The sequence below is a fragment of the Streptomyces sp. NPDC001220 genome (assembly GCF_053597895.1).
On sequence record NZ_JBSFJE010000008.1, the window covers coordinates 248,896 to 267,815 of the forward strand.

Genomic DNA, 18,920 nt, shown 5'->3' on the forward strand with positions numbered 1-18,920 from the left:
AGACGAGCAGAAAGGTCACACCGCAGTGGCATCCTCCCTTCGTCACCGGCGACGCGTCAGCACCCTGCTGGCCGCGGCCCTGGTGGCCGTCGGCCTGACAAGCGTCCAAGGCGGCACGTCCGCCGCGGCGACCGTACGGACCATCGGCGATCCCACCTCGGCCCAGGCGCTGCGCACCGTGGCGCGGTTCCAGGGCGAGTGGGACTCCCCACCCACCACCCTGGCCAACGGCGAGACCGTCGACGCCCCCCTGATGGGCAACGGCGACGTCGGCGTCGCGGTCGGCGGCTCCATCGACGACCAGACCTTCTACCTCGGCAAGAACGACTTCTTCTCCACCGCGACCAACGGCATCGAGCCGCTGGGCCGGATCGTGCTCGCCGTCCCGGGGCTGGCCGGCGCCGACCACCACGTCGTACAGAACATCGCCCAGGCCCAGGTCGAGGGCACCTACACGCTCGGCGGCCAGACGCTCTCGTCCAGGAGCTGGGTCGCGGCCACCCGGAACCTCTTCGTCACCACGCTCCGGCTGTCCGGCTCACGCGCGCAGGACGCGACCGTCACCGTGCAGGACGGCCTCGGAAAGACTCCGGCGACCTTGGGCGACAACGGTGTACTTGACGCCGACGTGCAGGCCGGCACCACCGACGCACCGGGCAACCCCCACGCTCGTATCGCGACGAACGTGCGCGGCACGGCCGCGAGACCGTCGGGCAACCGGATCAGCCTCACCCTCGAGCCCGGCGTGACGTACACCCTCGCGGCGGCGATACAGAGCAGCCACGACACGCCCCGCTACCGGTCCGTCGCCCACTCCGCGGCGGCCGCACTGACCGACGGCTCGCTGGCGAAGCTGTACACGGCCCACGAGTCCTGGTGGCGTGCGTACTGGTCCCGGTCGTTCGTGCAGATCCCCGACCAGGCCGTGGAGAAGAGCTGGTACGGCTCGCTCTACCTGCTCGGCTCGGTCTCGCGTGCCGGGAAGTATGCCCCGGGCCTGTGGGGCAACTGGACCACCGGGGCCATGAACTGGTACGGCGACTACCACGCCAACTACAACTACGAAGCGGCGTTCTACCCGACTCTGTCCACCAACCACGTGCCCCAGATGGGCAACTACGACGACCCGATCCTGGACTGGATGCCGAGAGGCAAGGCGAAGGCGGCGGCAGCCGGTTACCAGGGCGTGCTCTACCCCGTCGGCATCTCGCCCAACGGCACCAGCGCCGCCGACGACCTGTACAACCAGAAGTCCGACGCCGTGAACTTCGCCGGCGACATGGTCATGAAGTACGAGTACACCCGCAGCGCCTCCTACGCGCGCAAGGTCCTCCCCTACCTCCGACAGGTCGCCCTGTTCTGGCAGGACTACCTGACCTGGGACGCGGCCACGGGCACGTACGTCATCGAGAACGACGCTCCGCAGGAGGGCGGCGTCTACCCGCAGACCAACAGCATCCTCTCCCTCGGGCTGGTGCACCTGCTGTTCCAGGGTCTGATCGAGATGAGCAAGGACCTGCACACCAACGACTCGCTCGTCCGCACCTGGCAGCACATCGACAGCCACCTCGCGCCGCTGCCCACGATGGAGCGCAACGGCCAGACCGTCTTCCGGCAGACCTCCGAAGGGTCCGGCTGGGTCAGCGACGGCAACGACGTGGCCGTGCAGGCCGTCTACCCAGGCCTCCAGGTGGGCTTGAACAGCTCCGCCGACCTGCTTCGGACCGCGCGCGACACCGTCACGCAGCTGAACAACTGGCACAGCGACAACTCCCCGGCCACCCTGTACGCGGCCGCCGCGATGGTCGGCTACAACCCCAGCACGCTGATGGAGGAGTTGCACGCCGAGGCCACCGCCTACTCGTACCCGAACATGGCGGTGCACCACTACGGCGGCGGCATCGAGAACCTCAACGTCACCACCTCGGGGCTCGACGAGATGCTCCTGCAGTCCTTCCAGCACGACATCAAGGTCTTCCCGGACTGGCCCGCCGACTCGAACGCCAAGTTCGGCGGCCTGCTCGCCTACGGCAACGTCCTGGTCTCCAGCAGCATCCGCGACAACGCCGTCGAATACCTCCGGATGACCAGCCGGTCGGGCGGCGGTCTCACCTTCACCAACCCGTGGCCCGGCAAGCCCATGGAGTACTACGCGGACGGTGTCCACAAGGGAACTCTCACGGGCACCACGATCAAGCTGCACACCGGCGTCGGCGAGACCATCGACCTGGCCCCGGCCGGAACCAGCCGGGCCACCATCCGGCACGAGCTGTCCCAGCCGGCCAAGGCCGCGACGACCGGTTCGCTCACCACGGGCTTCGAGACCGGACAGGCCCAGCCAACCTGGACCGACACCGTCGACAACGTCGACACCAAGGGCGACGGAAACTACGGGATCACCGGCCTGTGCTGCGGCCTCACGGGTCCCCAGGCAGCCGTACGCGCCGGCGAACAGGCCCATACCGGCGACGCCTCACTGATGTACTCGGGCCATGCCAACGGCGGTTCCTACGACCACGCCTACCTGCAGGTCTACGGCTTCAACGGCGCGCCGCTCACCGTCCGCGGCGACACGACCCTCAGTTACTGGATCTTCCCGCAGTCCGGTGCCACCACCCCGTGGGTGTCCGCCGGATCCGACGACAGCACCTGCGTCGCCGTCGACCTGGTCTTCACCGACGGCAGTGATCTACGGGACTCGGGCGCCACCGACCAGTCCGGCAACGGCGTCCATCCGGGCGACCAGTGCGGGCATCTCGCGCTCGACAGGTGGAACCACGTCACCGTGAACCTCGGCGCGGTCAGGGCGGGTCAGGCGATCAGCAAGATCCTCGTCGGTTACGACCGTCCGGGCGCGACGGGGGGCTATCGCGGTTACCTCGACGACCTGAGCATCGGCTGACACCGGAAACCGGCCGGTCGGCGGCCTCGGGGTGAGCCCGGTACCCGAAGCCGACCTTCCCGAGCAACACCGGCCGGCCGGCGGCGCAGTTGTCGGGGTCCCGGTGGGCTGCGGCCCGGTCAGCCGCCGGCCGGGGCGTCCCCGCGGAACGCTCCGGCCACCACGGGGACCAGTTGCCGCTCGATCTGTTCGGCGGGCATGGCGGCCAGTTCGGCACCGATGGGAGCCAGTGCGAGCCAGTTCAGCAGGCCGGCCGCGCAGCGCGTGCGGAAGATCAGCTCCTCCTCGCCGACTCCGGGAAGGTTCGCCGTCAGGACCCGGAGGGCCTCCCGGCGGCTCTGGTCGAACTTGCCGTTCAGCCGCTCCCAGGCCTGGGGCGGATCGATGCCGACGCGCGCCACGGTCCGCATCACGGCCAGGTCCTGGCCGCCGGCCGCGAGCGCCCGCATCATGGGCCGGGCGAACGCCGCCGCCACCTCCTGGAGTGTCGCCGTCGAGGCGAGCGCACCGAGTTCCCGGAGCTGCGCGTCGAGATACCGCTCCAGCGCGTGCTCTATCGCCGATTCGCACAGTGCCTTCAGCGACCCGAAGTGGTAGCTCACCGCGGCGACGTTGGCTCCGGCGCGCTCGGTGATCTCGCGGAGGGTCACGCCCTCCTGGCCTCGCTGCGAAAGCAGCTCCAAGGCGGCCGTCTGCAGGCCGTCCCGCGTGCGCTGCCCGGCCTCCCGGCGCAGATCCGCCTTTTCCGCCCTTGTCATGCCATGCATTCAAGCAGACGCTTGACTATATCGTCAACAGTTCCCGCGGGCGTCCGGGTCGCCGCACCGGATCACCGCCGCAGACCCTACCCGACCAGCCACAACACGCCGGTGCCCCCCCCCGGCCATACGGCCGAAGAATTCAAACAACGGCTTGACAGCCTGACCTGCCGGCCATAACGTCAATCGAGCGTTTGAGTTACATCGTTTGAGGTACATCCTCGACTTCTGATAGGGCCGGGTCCCACCCCAAGACCCCGACATGACGTCGACTTGATCGCGCAACCGACCACGGAGGAGCACACCGCATGACGACCCGGCTCGGAATCGGTCTCCCGCAGAATCGGCAGTACGACCTCGGCAAGGACGTGCCCGAGGTGGCTCGCGCCGCCGAGGACATCGGATACGACAGTCTCTGGGTGTACGAACGGGCCCTGTTCCCGGAGCCCCAGACCCAGCCCCTGTACGGCGTTCCGGGCCTGCCCTGGCCCGACGCCTACCGGGGGGTGGCCGAACCGCTGGTCACCCTGGCGCTCGCGGCGGCGGCCACCGAGCGGGTCGAACTGGGCACCGCCGTACTGGTGGCGCCGCTGCACATCCCCTTCCAGCTGGCCAAGTCCCTGGCGACGCTGGACGCGGCGAGCGGCGGCCGGGTGGTCGCGGGCCTCGGCAGCGGCTGGTCCCTCGACGAGTACGCGGCCGCCGGGGTGCGCCCGTTCGAGGAGCGCGGCAAGGTGATGGACGAGGTGTTCGAGGTGTGCCGGGCGGTGTGGGGCCCGGACCCGGTGGTCTACGGGGACGGCCGGATCACGAGGATCGCCTCGGCCGTCGTCGGGCCGAAGCCGGCCCGGCCGATCCCGATCCTGGTGCCGGCCAACACCCCGCGGGCGATGCGCCGGCTCGTCGACCACGCCGACGGCTGGCTGCCGTACGCCGACGGTCCCGAGCAGGTGGCCGCCCAATGGCGCCAGTTGCAGGATCTCGCCGCCGAGCGGGGCCGCACCCGGCCGCTGCGGACGGTGGTGCGGGTGAACCCGGACTACACCGCCGAACGGTACGAGGGGGCGGACCGCCGGCCCTTCCAGGGCGACGTCGAGCAGATCGTCACCGATCTGATGGCGTACGCCGGGATCGGTCTCGACGAGTTCCTGGTCGACCTCTCGTGGGCCGTGCGGGACGCGCGGGAACTGAAGGACGTGGCCGCCGAGGTGTACTCGACGGCCCGTGCGGCAGGTTTCTGACCGGAGTCACTCACCGTGTACGGGCCGCAGGTGCAGATCCCGCCCGACGCCCGCATCCGGGGGCTCTCGATCATGTTTCCGCCGGGTCCGCCGGCGCCGACGGCGAACTCCGCGGCGGGACGGCGCAGGCCGTAGGGTTCCGTCGGACCTGGCCGACGGGTGTGGTGACCCGGGTACGCCGTCGGGTTCGCGCCGAGACCAGGGCGGACAGAGCGAGCGCGGAGGACGCCGACACCACGCCGGCGAGGACGAGGCTGGACCGGGCACCGAGGGCGTCCGACACCAGGCCGACCAGCGGGGCGCCGACGGGAGTGCCGCCGAGCAGGACGACGTAGTAGACGGCAAGGACGCGGCCCCGCAGGCGTGGGTCGGCATGAAGCTGGGTCAGCGTGTTGGCCGTGGTGGTCACGGTCACCGCGGCGAAGCCGGTGGGGACCAGCAGGGCCATGAACGTGCCGTAGCCCGGCATCAGGCCCAGCACGGCTTCCAGCGCACCGAAGACGACCGTGGTGGTGATCAGTCGTCGCAGCGTGGGCGGCTTGCCGCGGCTCGCCCCGTGGATCCCGCCGATCAGGCTGCCCAGGGCGTAGGCGGCGGAGAGACAGCCGAAGGCGGCGGCGCCGGAGTGGAAGACCGTGACGGCCACGAGCGAGATGGTGACCTGGAAGTTCAGGCCGAAGGTGCCGACGAAGGCGACGACGCACATCGGCAGCAGCAGTTCCGGGGTGGCGGCGATGTCCCGGAAGGCGTCGGCCAGCCGGGTATGGGCGGGTGGGGCCGTGCTGTTGCCGCCCGGGCCGTCCGTGCGGATGGTGATCAGGCCGTAGAGGACGGCGAGGTAGGAGACGGCGTTCACGAGGAACACGAGGCCCGTGCCGAAAGCGGCCACGGTCAGGCCCGCGAGGGCGGGGCCGAGGATGCGGGCCGCGTTGAACTGGGCGGAGTTCAGGCTGACCGCGGTGGCCACGCGCGGGCGGTCGACGAGTTCGCAGATGTACGCGTTGCGGGCGGGGCTGTCCACGGCGGTGGCGGTCCCGAGAGCGAAGGCCAGCGCGTACACGGACAGCAGGTTGACCGCTCCGGTGACGGTCAGCAGTCCTAGCAGGAGCGACTGTGCTCCCATGGCGGCCTGCGTCAGGAGCAGCAGCCGCCGCTTGGGGAACCGGTCGGCGAGGACGCCTCCGGTCAGTCCGAACAGGGTCTGGGGCAGGAACTGCAGTGCGGTGACGATGCCGACCGCGCTGCCGCTGTCGCCGGACAGGTGGAGGACGAGCAGGTCCTGGGCGGCGCGCTGCATCCAGGTGCCGATGTTGGAGGTCAGCTGCCCGAGCAGGTAGCGGCGGAAGTTCCGGACGGCGAGTGGGGCGAGCACCGCGTTCATGGCATCTGACGGGCATGGCCGGCCGGGGCGGGTGCCTTCACATCGTCGACGTGGTGGAAGGTCGGGTGGGGGTGCATCAGGAAGGCGTGGTGGGAGATGTTCCAGGCGTAGGCGCCGGCCATGGCGAAGGCCACGCGGTCGCCGACGCGCAGTCGGTCCACCATGACTCCGCGCGCCAGGACGTCCTTGGGCGTGCACAGCTGTCCGACCAGTGTCACCGGCTCGTCACGGGCCTCCGGCCGGTTCCAGGACGGCAGCCATTCGTCCTCGGGGATCACCTCGAAGGGCTGGTCGTGCTGTTTCGCGGCCGGGGTACGCAGATGGTGGGTGCCCCCGCACAGGACGGCGAACGCCTGCCCACGGCTGAACTTGACGTCCAGGACGCGGGTGACGTACCAGCCGCAGTACGCGGTGATCGAGCGGCCGGGCTCGATGCGCAGTGTGAGGCGAGGGTGGCGGGCCAGCAGGGAGCGGAGGCCCGCACCGAACGCGGGCCAGTCGAAGACGTGGTGCGGAGCCGCGTAGTCGACGCCCATTCCGCCGCCGACGTTGACCTCGGCCAGGTCGACTCCGCGTTCCTGAGCCCAACCTTCGGCCCAGGTCAGGACCTTGCCGACAAGAGCCAGCTGGGCCCGGGCCCCAAGTCCGCTGGCGAGGTGGAAGTGGAGCCCGTGCAGCCGGACGCGCGGGTCGGACGCGATCACCTCCAGGCAGCGGTCCAGCTGCGCGGGGTCCATGCCGAAGGGGCCGGGGAGGCCGCCCATGGCGAGGGCGACCCGGCCGAGGCCGACGGGCAGGTTGACGCGGAGCAGGACCTCGGCGAGTCCGTCGCCCAGCACGGTGGTGACCAGCCGCAGTTCGTGTTCGCTCTCGATGTGCAGGCGCTGCACTCCGGAGTTCAGCGCACAGGTCAGCTCCGTCTCCGTCTTGCCGGGGCCTCCGAAGGCGATCGGTGCGTCGGGGACGAGTGCGCGGACGTGGCTCAGCTCACCGCCGGAGGCCACCTCGAACCCGTCGACGTTTCCGGCCAGCGTCCGCAGGATCCGGGGGTCGGAGTTGGCCTTGGCCGCGTACAGCAGCTCGACGCGTTCCGGAAGGGCGGCCCGGACGGCCTGTACGTGCTCGCGCAGGTGCGGCAGGTCGTAGACGTAGGCGGGCAGGTCGTCGTCGGTCATGGTGCCGACGAGGTCGAGGAGGGCGGGCCTCACCGGATCGCCTCGCGGGGGAAGTCCGCGCCGAGCGGGCTGGGCAGCGGGACGTAGGTGGCGTGCCGGTCGGCCTTGCGGGCCCAGCGCAGGAGGAGGTTGGCCTTTGCGGGCAGCGGCACTCCGGACAGCAGGGCACGCAGGCGTGGCGGTTCGCCGGCGGTGCGGGCGTAGGCGCCGAGGTGGTCGCGGACCAGGCCCCAGAGGGCGGGTTCCAGTGTCGGATCGAGGTCGGCCAGGGCGCCCAGCACTTCGGCGGTGTGGTTGACCAGGAGGCAGTAGGCGACCCGGTTCCAGCCGCGTTCGGCATCGTAGGCGAGGGGTTCCCGGACCTCGTCCGGCAGTTCGGCGAGGGCGTGCCGGTGGTGCCCGGGCAGCAGCTTGGTGCCCTCCAGGTCCCGGAAGAGCATCTGCGCCGGTGTGCCGTCCGCACGCACACCGACGACGACGTTCTGCAGGTGGGGTTCCAGTACGACGCCGTGCTCGAAGTAGGCGGCCAGCACCGGTGGCAACAGCAGCCGTAGATAGGTGTCCCACCAGGCCAGGATGTCTCCGTCGCCGCGCGCGAGCAGGTGGGAGACGTGGGCCGGACCGGTGGGGTACTCGTCCGCCACGGCGGCGGCGAGCAGGGGTGTCACCCCGGGGAGAAGGTGGTGGCGCAGACCGGAGCGGACGATGACGCCGAGACCTTCGAGGAGGTCGAGATCGCCGTCGAGGGTGCGGTAGCCGGGCTCGGCCAGGAGCGCGCAGCCCGGGTGGCGCTCGGACAGCTCGGCGAAGACGGGCTGGAGCAGCCGGTTGAGGGCGACGGCGCCGGCCAGTTCGTACCGTGCGTGCCTGCGGACGCAGTTGGTGAGGCGGACGTTCAGACTGAACTTCAGAAAGACGTCGCTGTCCGGGTGGTAGAGGGTGCGCACCGACGCCGTCGGCACCAACTCCGGCCCGCTCAGCCCCCTGTCGACGACATCACCGGCGGCCACCGCCTCGCGCAATCGGGCGTTGCCCTGGAGCAGCCGGTACTGCCAGGGGTGCACCGGCAGTACCGCGAATTCCGGGTCGGCCGCCGGATGCAGTGCGTCCATCTCCCCCAACTCGCCCTCCTCACAGATGAGATGGCGGCGCACCGCCAGGTAGCGCAGGCGGAAACGCGTACCGGTCTCCGGGCCGTACGCCAGCCAGTCCGCCGGGTCGCCGGTGCGGGCCTTCGGAGCGGGGTGGAAGCGGTGGCCGAACACCAGGGACTGCTCCGACGCCACGTACGGGTCGGCCTGCGGCACGCCGGCGGCCCGCTGCTCCAGCGCGGTCCGGATCGTCTCCCGGCTGTCCGCCACCTGGCTCAGGAACTCCTCGTTGGCGACCCCGGTGCGCAGTTCCAGTTCGTCCTCGATGAAGCAGGCCAGTTCCCGCCAGCCCACCGTCACCCAGGTGCCGTCGGCGAGCCGCTGCACCGGACCCTGGAAGCGGTGGGCGCCGATCAGGGAGGTCCGTCGCAGACGGGAACGCAGCAGGAGGTCCCGGCGCGGCAGACGGAGCAGCAGGTGGCCGTCGGCGACGGTGACCTGGTGTTCGGGGGCGGAGACCTCGCGCATCAGGCAGTTGAGCAGTGTGTGGGCGGTGACTGCGTCGGCCGTCCGGATCGGTTCTCCGGCCGAGGCGGTGACGGTGGTGGTGGCGAACCCGGTGTGGGGGGCGGTACCGGTGGTCATACGGTCGCTCCAGGGGGACGACGGTCGGTGGGGGATGTCAGCGGCACAGGGCCAGCGGGTTGGGCAGGTGGGTCCACTGAGCCCTGCCCGGGTTTCCGGAGAGGCGCATGGCGACGGTCGCCTTCAGCGGCATCGTGTCGCCGAAGAAGGCCGCGGCGTCCTCGTGGTCCGGCAGGTCGGCGTACACCTGGCGGCCCACGTCGGCCACCGCACCCCACAGCGCTCGGGGATCGGCCCCCCGCGTCCGGGTGAAAACGTCGACCAGCTCGCTGAAGACGCCGCTGACGAGGCCGCCGAACAGTTTGGTGTGCAGCGCGTCCGTGTCGTCACCCGCGCGGGTGCCGAGCAGCGGCGGCAGCGTGAAGCCGCACCGGGCCAGGCGCCGTGGGCTCACCCGTACGCCGTCGAGGTCGCGGTAGAGCACCCGTACCGGCCGTCCGTCCCGGAGCACGACCAGGGTGTTCTGGCCGTGGGCCTCCAACGCCACGCCCATGGACAGCAAGGTCAGTGCGGGCGGCAGGACGAGTCCGGCGAAGTCCGCGAGCCAGCGCACCGGATCGCCCGGGATCAGCGTGGCTCCTGTCGCGTGGACGGCGGTGAGCGGCACCGCGATCTCGCCGGGGTCCAGGCAGCACTCGGTCGACTCCCGGATCATCGCGGCCAGGCTCGCCGTGGGCTGCCCGGCCACCCGTACCGCGCCGCCGCCCAGTTCGCGCAGGACGCGCAGGCTGCCGCCGTGTCCGGACTTGTCCAGGAGGGCGCAGACCAGATCGGACAGCGCCGGTCCGTCGGCGGCCTCGGCCGGGGAAATGGTGCGCCGGTAGTTGGTGACCTGCACGTCGAGCGCGGTCTTGATGTGGCAACCCGGCAGCACGTCCAGCGGTGCCAGCGTGCGCAACGACAGCAGCGGCCGGGCCGGGATCGTCTCCTCGGCGACGGCCAGGCCGGGATGGCGGGTGAGCACGTGGTCGCGCTGCCAGGGATGCAGCGGGACCAGGATCGTGTCGCCGTCCCGCAGCTGCCGGGGCCAGGTGCCGGCCCCCTGCCAGTGCTCGGCCGGGACCCGGAGCAGCGCCAGTCGGACGACCGGGTGGTGCTCGGGGGCGTAGGCGAGCACGTCGGCGATCGACATGCCGGTCCGTGTCCGGCAGCAGGGATGCTGTGGGTGGCCCTCGGTAACCGCCTGCTCGGCGTCCGCCGAGTCTTTCGGTGGGGCCGTCGGGTTTGCGTTCGCGGCCCTGGCCAGGGCCAGGTTGACCACACTGTTGTCGAGTTCGGCCGCCAGTCGTTCCGCCGCGGTGGTACGCAGGCCGAGCTGGGCCAGGAGTTCCGCCGGCTCTCTGATCGTCCCTCCGGGGCCGGACACGGTGAAGTCCGCGGGTACCTCGGCGAAGGGCCGCGCACAGGACCGGGCCGCGGCCAGTGAGCCGCCCCGTCGCAGGTCGATCACGAGACGGTCGGACTGCTGGCGATGCCCGGTCACACCGGGCACGGGTTCTCGTGAGAACGCGCCCCACAGCCGGCCGAGCACGGTGGCCCGGGCTCCAGGGAGCGCGGCCGTGAACGAATCCACCAGGTCCGGCCGGATACGGCGCAGTTCATCAAGGGGCATGAGGTGTCCCGGGTGCTCGGGGGTGCTGGTCACGCGGTGCTCGAGGGCACCGGACGTGCAACCGACGCTACGGGACGACGATCAAGCACATTGCCAGAGCAAATACAGCGGGGACCCCGGAAACGTTCGAGGAGCTGCTGTGATGTGCTCCACTCCGGCCGACGCCGTGACGGGACGGGTGGACGGGCGCGGACTGACGCTGGATCAGTTTTCGATGGCGGACCGCTCGCCCGCGTGCGTCCGCGGCCGTCAACTCGGCTGCTTCGGGGCAGGATTGCCCGCAGCGGGACGTGAGCCGGCGGCTGTCGGTGTTCGAAGGCCCTGGGTCTTTGCTTGATCGGACTGTCGACGTCCTGGCTGTCGCCCGCGCGACGTCTTTCAGGGGCTGCGCCGTCCGTGGTGGACCCGGTCGCCCGTGTGGACAGAGATCACCGGCTCGGGGGAGGTTCCGGCGTTTGCGCCACGCGCCGCGGCGGAAGTCTGTGAGCCTTCCGGCATGCGTGTATTGCTGATCGAGGACGACGACCGGGTGGCCGGACCGCTGATGGAGGGGCTGCGCCGTTTCGGGTTCACGGTGGAACACGCCAGAAACGGCGCCGACGGCCTCGCCGCACCCGAGGCCGCGATGGTGCTGCTGGACCTGGGGCTGCCCGACATGGACGGCATCGACGTCTGCCGTGCGCTCCGGGCCCGCTCGGCGGTGCCGATCATCATGATCACTGCCAGGGACGACGAAGTGGACCGGGTACTCGGCCTGGAGATGGGCGCGGACGACTATGTCTCCAAACCGTTCGGCGTACGGGAGCTCGTCGCCCGGATCCGTGCCGTCACCCGCCGGACCGGCCTCGCGGGACTGGAGAGGGGCCACGACGCACGGAGGCCCTCGGCGGATCCGGCCCGGCCCGGGCTGCCCCACGTCCAGCGGATCGGCCCGCTGACCATCGACCGCCGTACCCGGCAGGTGCATCTGAACGAGTCGCCGGTCGCCCTGGCCCCCAAGGAGTTCGACCTGCTCACCTGCCTCGCGGACGACCCCGGGGCGGTCTGCTCCCGCCGGCAGATCCTCGACACCGCGTGGGAGCCGAACTACTTCGGCCCCACCAAGACCCTGGACGTCCATATCGCCGCGCTGCGCCGCAAACTCGGTGGCTCGGCCTGGATCGAGAACATCCGCGGGATCGGATTCCGTCTGGTGCCGCCGCCTCCGGCCGACGCCGCGTCCGCCGCGTCCGCGACAGCGGCGGTGCGTGGTGGAGGGCCCCGGTGACGCGTCGCATCCTGCTCAGCCATCTGAGCCTGATACTGCTCGTCCTGCTCGCGCTGGAAGTGCCGTTCGGTGTCTTCTACGCCCGCAGCGAGCTGTCCCGCTTCTCCCGCACGGCGCAGCAGGGGGCCATGACGCTGGCCGCCGTCTGCGAAGAGCGGATGGAGCACGGCCTGGCGGCCGATCTACCCGGCCTGGCCCGCGCCTACGGGCGGCGAACCGGCAGCCGCGTGCTCGTCGCCGACCGGAAGGGCGTCGTGCTCACCGACACCGCGCAGGCCCTGGTCGGCAGCGACCTGTCCGCGGAGCCGGACATCTCCGGCGCACTACGCGACAACCCCGTCGTCGGAACCCGGAACGACCCTTCCGCACAGGGCGACGTCCTCTTCGTCACCGTGCCGGGCGGCTCCGGCGCCGCCGTCCCCTGCGTGGTGCGGACCGTGTACCGGCTGGGCCCGCTCCAGGCGAAGGTGCACGCCACCTGGCTGGCGCTGGCCGTCGTCGGGCTGGGTGTGCTGGCCGCCGTCACCCTGATCGGCTTCGTCCTCGCGCGCTCGATCACTCGCCCGGTCAGGGCGCTGGAACACGCCACCGCTCAACTCGCGGAGGGCCGGCTCACCGATCCACCCGCCACCGACCACGGTCCGCCGGAGCTACGCCGGCTGGCCGCGTCGTTCACGACCACAGCGGCGCGACTGCAGCACGTGCTCCGGGCTCAGCAGGCGTTCGCCTCCGAGGTGTCCCACCAGCTGCGCACCCCGCTCACCGCACTGCGGCTGCGTCTGGAGAACTTCGAACCGCACCTCGCCCCCTGCGCCCAGGACAGCCTGGACACGGCGCTGGCGGAGATGGAGCGGCTCAGCCGTATGGTGCAGGGGCTGCTGGCACTCGCCAGGCTGGAGAGCTCCGCGACCCGGCCGGAGGCGGTCGATCTCGCCGCCGTGGTGGCCGAGCGCGCGGCGGTCTGGACGGCCTTCGCCGACGAACAGCACGTCGGCATCGTCGTCTCCGGAGCCACGGACGTCCGGGTGTGGGCGGTGCCCGGAGCCCTGGAGCAGATCATCGACAACCTGCTCTCCAACGCGCTGCGCGCGTCCCCACCGGGAACCGCGATCACGCTGGCCGTCGTCACCGTCCCCGGGGAAGGCGGCCGTACCTCGCCCGTGGCCGAGCTGCATGTGATCGACCAGGGGCCCGGTATGACCGAGACCGAACGGCACAGGGCCTTCGACCGGTTCTGGAGAGCGCCCGACGCCGACCACGACGGCACCGGCCTCGGTCTGCCGATGGTGCGCCAGCTCACCCGCGCCGGCGGTGGTGAAGTCGCCCTGGAGCCGGCCGGCGGCGGCGGGCTCGACGCCGTGGTCCGCCTCCGGCGCGTCGAGCAGCCCACGCATCAGGAACGCCTGGGCACCCACGCGGGCGCCGACTCCGCGGGACGCCCGCGGCACCACGGCACGCACGGCGCGGTGTCAGCGGCCCTGGCCGGCCGGGCCGGAGCGGTGGACGCGGCCGGGCGTCGCGCGTTCCCCGATGCCGGGCGGGAGGCGGGCAGCGGTCGGAGTGAATGAACACGCGCCCCGGACCCGGGAAACAACCTCCTACTAGTTGTAGAAGGTATACTCCGGGCTTGCAACCGCGAACGACTGCAACGTGCAGTTCCACCCCCTCACCCGTCCGCGGAGGAAGATTCACCCCGTCGGGGGCAATGCGCCCGGCCGGTCACAGCCGTCGGGCCACCGGGAACGTTCCGGGCCCCTTCATCGTCTAGAGTTCGAAAATCGTCTACATGCCTGTAGTCACCTCCAGGAAGGCCCAGGCCCCATGACCACATCGCTGCACCTCGCCTCGCAGCTGGCCGTCAACGTACTGGACGCCCGATCGCTGCTGGCCGCCTTCGGCGTGCTGGGCGTGGGCGTGGTGATGTTCGCCGAGACGGGACTGCTGGTCGGCTTCTTCCTCCCCGGGGACTCGCTGCTGTTCACGGCGGGGTTGCTGTGCACGGGCACCGCCGACCAGGGCATCCACCTCTCGCTGGGACCGTTGCTGATCGCGGCGGCCCTCGGAGCGCTGGCCGGAGCCCAGTGCGGGTATCTGCTCGGCCGGAGGGCGGGCGGGGCACTGCTCGCGCGCAGCCGCTCGAAGCGCCTGCACGAGGGAGCGCAGCGGGCCGAGGAGCTGCTGGAGCGGTACGGACACGCGAAGGCGGTCGTCCTGGCCCGCTTCGTGCCGGTGGTACGGACGGTCCTCAATCCGATGGCGGGCGCGCTGGGCGTGCCGGTCCGGACGTTCACGGTGTGGCAGGTCATCGGCGGCCTGGTGTGGAGCCTCGGCCTCACGCTCGCCGGCTACGCACTGGGGTCCTCGATCCCGAACGTCGACCGCTACCTGCTGCCGATGGTCGCGCTGATCGTGGTCGTGTCGCTGCTGCCCCTGCTGGCCGAGGTCCTCCGCTCCCGCCGGACCGCAAGGGCACGCGAGGAGCGCGGATGAGCTCGGCCCGCGAGGGGTCCGCGGGGTAGCCGCCGGCGTGCCAGGAGGGCGGGTCCACCGCTCGTCGCGCCGTGAACCGATCGTCCGTCACCGGCGGGAAACGCCGTGTGGCCGAGGAACCGCTGGAAGATCATGCACCACAAGATTCTGATCGTCGAGGACGACCACGCGCTGCGCGATGTGCTGCGGCGCGGCCTGTCCGAGGAGGGCTACGACCCCGTCCTGGCCATCGACGGCTCGACCGCCCTGCGGCTGGCCACCCCCGACGTCGCGGCGGCCGTCCTGGACATCGGACTCCCCGACGCGGACGGCCGCGACGTGTGCCAGGCGATGCGCGCCAACGGTTTCCTCGCTCCCGTGATCTTCCTGACCGCCCGCCACCAGCTCGCCGACCGGCTGTCCGGGTTCTCGGCCGGCGGCGACGACTACCTGCCCAAGCCCTTCCACCTCGCCGAGCTCACCGCACGGCTCGGAGCCGCCCTCAGGCGAGCCGCACCGGCTTCGACGGTCACGACAGGGGACCTCGCCCTGGACGCGGTCGGGCACAGCGCCACCGTGCACGGCGTCCGCGTCGCCCTGACCCCGACGGAGTTCCGGCTGCTCGCCGGGCTCGTCGCCGCGGCCGGCGCCACCGTGTCCCGTCGGGAGCTGACCAGAGCGGCCTGGCCCCAGGGCGCGCACGTGAGCGACAACACCCTGGACCAGTACCTGACCCGGCTGCGGCGCAAGCTCCGCGAGGCCGGCAGCACGCTGACGATCGGCACGGCACGCGGGATCGGGCACCACCTGTCATGAGCCCCTGCCGTGTCCTGCGCCGACTGGCGCCGCGCACCCTGCGCGGGCGTCTGTCCCTGGTCGCACTGACCACCGCCGCCCTGTTGATGACCGTCCTGACCGTGATGTTCAACGTCGTGATGAGCCGTCATCTCCAGCACCAGGCGGACGACGAACTGCGCAACCGGGCCGCCGCCGTGGCCACGACCGTCGACACCAGCGGCCACCGGGTACGCGTCCTGGAGACCGCGAACGACGGTCTCCTCGACGCCAACGTGTGGATCTACTCGGGCACCCGACTGCTCGAAAGGCCCCCGTCGACGACGGCCGGCAGCCCACTGGCCCGGACCGCCGGCCGGTTGGCCGCACACCGCGGGCCGGTGTGCACGACCGCGCATCCCTACGGTGACCAGCCCGTCCGCCTGTGCTCCCGGCCGCTGGCCGGCCGCCACGCCACCGCGACGGTCGTCACCGCGCTGGGCCTCGGCCCCTATCGCAGTTCGGCCGACACCCTGTTGCTGGGGTCACTGATCCTGGACGCCGTGATGCTCGCGTGCACCTACGTGCTCACGCGACTGGCCGTCGGCCGGGCACTGCGCCCGGTGCGGACGATGACCGACCAGGCCACCCAGTGGAGCGCCGTGGCCTCGGACGACCGCTTCGGGGCCGATGCGCACCCGGCGGAACTGGCCCGTCTGGGTACGTCGCTGGACGCGCTCCTGGACCGTATCCGCACCGTGCTGCGCCACGAACGGCAGCTCACCGGTGAGCTGTCCCACGAACTGCGCACACCGCTCACCCGGATCATCGTCGAACTCGACTGGTGGCGGGCCCGTCCGCGCTCCGAGGCGGAGACCCGTGCCACCCATGAGGTGATCGCCGAGGCCGCCCAGTCCATGCGCTCCATCTGCGACACGCTCCTGACCGAAGCCCGCGAGAACGCGCCGAACCCGTCAGCGGCTCCCGAAACCACCGACGTCCTCGCCGTTCTGGACCGCGTGGTCCAGCGCCTGGACACGCCGGACGCCGTCACGGCCACCGTCGCGCCGGGGGGTCCGGATCTGGCGGCAGGGGTGGCCCCCGCCCTCCTCGAACGCATCGTCAGCCCCCTGCTCGCCAACGCCGCCCGCTACGCGCGCTCCGGCGTGACCGTCGCCGCCCGGCGCGTGCCCGGTGCCGTCCGGATCGATGTGGTCGACGACGGCCCCGGCGTACCGGACGCGTTCGTGGGCGACCTGTTCCAGCCCGGCCGGCGCGCCGACGACGGCGACGGCCACGACGGCGCGGGGCTCGGCCTGCCGCTGGCGCGACGCCTGGCCCGCGCCATCGGCGGCGACGTGTCCTACGACTCCGCCCACGCCCCCGGGGCCAGGTTCACGGTCAGCCTGCCGACCGCCTGACCGGTTCCTCGGCCACACCGCCGCGGGTCGGGCCGCCGGTCCTCCGGTCGACGGACACCATGTCGCCCGCCGCGGTACCGCGAGCGGACGCGAACAGGACCGCCAGACGGGACACGGGTTCACGGCCGGTGGTGTCGGTGCGGCGGAAGGCCACGGTCCGCCGGCGCCGGACCGGACGACGCACACGACCGGCACCGCACGCGTCCTGACCGCCGGCGCCCGCTCAGCCGGCGCCGGGGCGGGCCAGTCCCAGGTCATACGCGAAAATCACGGCCTGGATGCGGTCGCGGGCACCTATCTTGGCCAGGACACGGCCGACGTGGGTCTTCACGGTCGACTCGGACACGACGAAGCGGGCGGCGATCTCGCCGTTGGTCCAGCCCTTGCCGATCGCGATCAGGATCTCCCGCTCGCGCTCGGTGAGGGCACTCAGTCGCGGATCCTCACCGGCGTCGGCGCGGCGGGCGGGCACGTGCTCGGCGTACTCGTCCAGGAGGCGACGGGTGAGCGCGGGTGCGATGACCGCGTCGCCGACGGCGACGGCGCGGATGCCGGCGAGAAGTTCCTCGGGGCGTGCGTCCTTGAGGAGAAAGCCGCTGGCCCCGGCCCGCAGCGCGGCATGGACGTACTCGTCGAGGCCGAACGTGGTCAGCACGAGGACGCGCGAGCGGCCACCGGCGGCGGTGATCCGGCGGGTCGCCTCGATGCCGTCCATACCGGGCATCCGTACGTCCATCAGGACGACGTCGGGGCTCAGTTCGGCGGTCTTGCGGACGGCCTCGGCGCCGTGCGCGGCCTCCCCGACGACGTCCGTCTCGGGGATGGAGTCGAGCAGGACCCGGAAGCCGTAGCGCTGCAGCGGCTGGTCGTCCACGATCAGGACCGTGGTCATCGGCCGCCTGCCCGGGGTGCCAGGTCGAGGGTGGCCTCCACCGTCCATCCGCCGCCACTCGCGGGTCCGGCGCTGACCGTCCCTCCGTAGAGCGCCGCTCTCTCTCGCATGCCCACCAGGCCGTGTCCTTCCTCGTTCCGGGGCCGGGCGTCGACGGCCGGGCCGTTGTCCCGGACGCGGACCACCAGCCGGGTGTCCTCGGCCACGACCGACAGTTTCACCCGGGTACCGGCTCCGGCGTGTTTCAGGGTGTTCGTGAGGGCTTCCTGGACTATGCGGTACACGGTCAGCTGCATCCCGCCGTCCAGGGCGTCCATGTCGCCGACGGTCCGGTAGACGACGTCCAGGCCGGCGCCGCGCACCCCGTCGCACAGCGCCTCGATGTCCGTGAGGCCGGGCTGCGGACTGAGTTCGGGCGCCTCGGCGGGGCCGTCCGGTGCCTCCCGCAGCACACCGAGCACGCGTCTCAGCTCGCCCAGGGCCGTCCGGCCGGTTTCGCCGATGAGGTGCAGGGCCTCCTTGCCGCGTTCGGGAGCCGTGTCCGTGGCGTACGCGCCGGCATCGGCGAGGGTGATGATGACGGCCAGGTTGTGGCCGACGATGTCGTGCATCTCGCGGGCCACCCGGGCGCGCTCGGTGGCCGCCGCGAGTCTGCTGCGCTGGTCGCGTTCCCGCTCCAGACGCGCCGCGCGCTCCCGCAGTCCCGCGAGCTGGGCCCGGCGCATCCTGATCATGAGGCCGAGCGCGAGGGCCCCGGTCGCCGTGCTGAGCAGGAAGAACAGCGCGTCCCACACCGAGACCGCCGCCGACACGCGCACCGCGACCAGCACCATCCCCGCCACCATGATCGCGCAGGCCCACGGCAGCTGCCGCAGCCGCCCGTGCAGGGCCAGGCTGTACAGGGCGACGAACAGGGCGACGTCCGCGCGCAGGGCGGCACCCAGCGACCACTGGAGGACGAACACGGCGGCGACGGCGGCGAAGGCCGTCATGGGCCGGCGCCGCCGCCACAGCAGCGGCAGGACCAGGCCCGCCTGGACCAGCAGGATGGCCGCCGGCGGCAGCTGGGTGAACGCGACACGGAACCGGTGGGGTCCGTCGCCGTCCCCGGCACCCCCGTGCAGCAGGTCCGGCAGGCAGAACATGAGGAAGACCACGACCACCACCGTGGTGTCCAGCACCCAGGGATGGTCGCGGTCGGCGTGGCGCAGCCGCTGGCCGGCCCGGGCGAGCCGGGCGGCCAGCGGTCCCATACCGCCGATGTCGCCGGTGGACGTGGCTGTCGTCAACGT

Annotated in this window: 14 protein-coding genes; 7 read left to right on the top strand and 7 right to left on the bottom strand. The window is 71.8% G+C overall.

The genetic code is table 11. The features are described 5' to 3' along the window. The first annotated feature begins 25 nt into the window (after positions 1-25). Positions 26-2,902: a glycosyl hydrolase family 95 catalytic domain-containing protein gene (locus ACWDGI_RS21170; RefSeq protein ID WP_450761138.1), complete on the top strand. Its 2,877-nt coding sequence runs from the start codon at positions 26-28 to the stop codon at positions 2,900-2,902. A gap of 119 nt (positions 2,903-3,021) precedes the next feature. Here ACWDGI_RS21170 and ACWDGI_RS21175 read toward each other — a convergent pair whose 3' ends face one another. Next, complete coding sequence (locus ACWDGI_RS21175) at positions 3,022-3,660, bottom strand: TetR/AcrR family transcriptional regulator (protein WP_450761140.1); 639 nt, start codon at positions 3,658-3,660, stop codon at positions 3,022-3,024. Positions 3,661-3,968: 308 nt separating this feature from the next. Here ACWDGI_RS21175 and ACWDGI_RS21180 point away from each other — a divergent pair, with 308 nt between their 5' ends. Continuing rightward, a complete protein-coding gene (locus ACWDGI_RS21180) occupies positions 3,969-4,901 on the top strand; it encodes an LLM class F420-dependent oxidoreductase (RefSeq protein ID WP_450761142.1) in 933 nt (310 codons plus the stop codon). Between the two features lie 70 nt (positions 4,902-4,971). On the opposite strand, the gene ACWDGI_RS21185 is transcribed toward ACWDGI_RS21180, so the two are convergent. From ACWDGI_RS21185 to ACWDGI_RS21200, 4 genes are read right to left on the bottom strand one after another with little or no spacing between them, the layout of a single operon-like run. After that, entirely contained in the window at positions 4,972-6,282 is a 1,311-nt protein-coding gene (locus ACWDGI_RS21185) for an MFS transporter (protein WP_450761144.1), read from the bottom strand. Next, positions 6,279-7,490 (bottom strand): type III PLP-dependent enzyme, encoded by a 1,212-nt coding sequence (locus tag ACWDGI_RS21190; protein ID WP_450761146.1) that lies wholly within the window; start codon positions 7,488-7,490, stop codon positions 6,279-6,281. The genes ACWDGI_RS21185 and ACWDGI_RS21190 overlap by 4 nt, the downstream gene beginning before the upstream one ends. Beyond that, positions 7,487-9,193 (bottom strand): IucA/IucC family protein, encoded by a 1,707-nt coding sequence (locus ACWDGI_RS21195; RefSeq protein WP_450761148.1) that lies wholly within the window; start codon positions 9,191-9,193, stop codon positions 7,487-7,489. Before ACWDGI_RS21195 ends, ACWDGI_RS21190 begins: the two co-directional genes overlap by 4 nt. A gap of 37 nt (positions 9,194-9,230) precedes the next feature. Then, complete coding sequence (locus ACWDGI_RS21200) at positions 9,231-10,838, bottom strand: IucA/IucC family protein (protein WP_450761150.1); 1,608 nt, start codon at positions 10,836-10,838, stop codon at positions 9,231-9,233. Positions 10,839-11,301: 463 nt separating this feature from the next. Here ACWDGI_RS21200 and ACWDGI_RS21205 point away from each other — a divergent pair, with 463 nt between their 5' ends. The 5 genes from ACWDGI_RS21205 to ACWDGI_RS21225 all read left to right on the top strand — a co-directional run bounded on the left by ACWDGI_RS21205 (position 11,302) and on the right by ACWDGI_RS21225 (position 16,736). Beyond that, a complete protein-coding gene (locus ACWDGI_RS21205) occupies positions 11,302-12,072 on the top strand; it encodes a response regulator transcription factor (protein ID WP_450761152.1) in 771 nt (256 codons plus the stop codon). Next, positions 12,069-13,640, top strand: coding sequence for a sensor histidine kinase (locus ACWDGI_RS21210; RefSeq protein WP_450761154.1), 1,572 nt, complete (start codon positions 12,069-12,071; stop codon positions 13,638-13,640). The genes ACWDGI_RS21205 and ACWDGI_RS21210 overlap by 4 nt, the downstream gene beginning before the upstream one ends. A gap of 253 nt (positions 13,641-13,893) precedes the next feature. Further along, positions 13,894-14,562 (top strand): DedA family protein, encoded by a 669-nt coding sequence (locus tag ACWDGI_RS21215; RefSeq protein WP_450761156.1) that lies wholly within the window; start codon positions 13,894-13,896, stop codon positions 14,560-14,562. A gap of 132 nt (positions 14,563-14,694) precedes the next feature. Beyond that, on the top strand, positions 14,695-15,357 hold the full coding sequence (locus ACWDGI_RS21220; protein ID WP_450761158.1) for a response regulator transcription factor: 663 nt from the start codon (positions 14,695-14,697) through the stop codon (positions 15,355-15,357). Further along, positions 15,354-16,736, top strand: coding sequence for a sensor histidine kinase (locus tag ACWDGI_RS21225; protein ID WP_450761160.1), 1,383 nt, complete (start codon positions 15,354-15,356; stop codon positions 16,734-16,736). The genes ACWDGI_RS21220 and ACWDGI_RS21225 overlap by 4 nt, the downstream gene beginning before the upstream one ends. Positions 16,737-16,959: 223 nt before the next feature. On the opposite strand, the gene ACWDGI_RS21230 is transcribed toward ACWDGI_RS21225, so the two are convergent. Both ACWDGI_RS21230 and ACWDGI_RS21235 read right to left on the bottom strand, forming a co-directional pair. Further along, positions 16,960-17,628, bottom strand: a complete 669-nt coding sequence (locus ACWDGI_RS21230) for a response regulator (protein ID WP_450761162.1) — start codon at positions 17,626-17,628, stop codon at positions 16,960-16,962. Then, the gene (locus ACWDGI_RS21235) at positions 17,625-18,881 is read right to left on the bottom strand and encodes a sensor histidine kinase (protein WP_450761382.1); all 1,257 of its coding nucleotides are present in this window, start codon (positions 18,879-18,881) and stop codon (positions 17,625-17,627) included. Before ACWDGI_RS21235 ends, ACWDGI_RS21230 begins: the two co-directional genes overlap by 4 nt. Between the last annotated feature and the right edge of the window lie 39 nt (positions 18,882-18,920).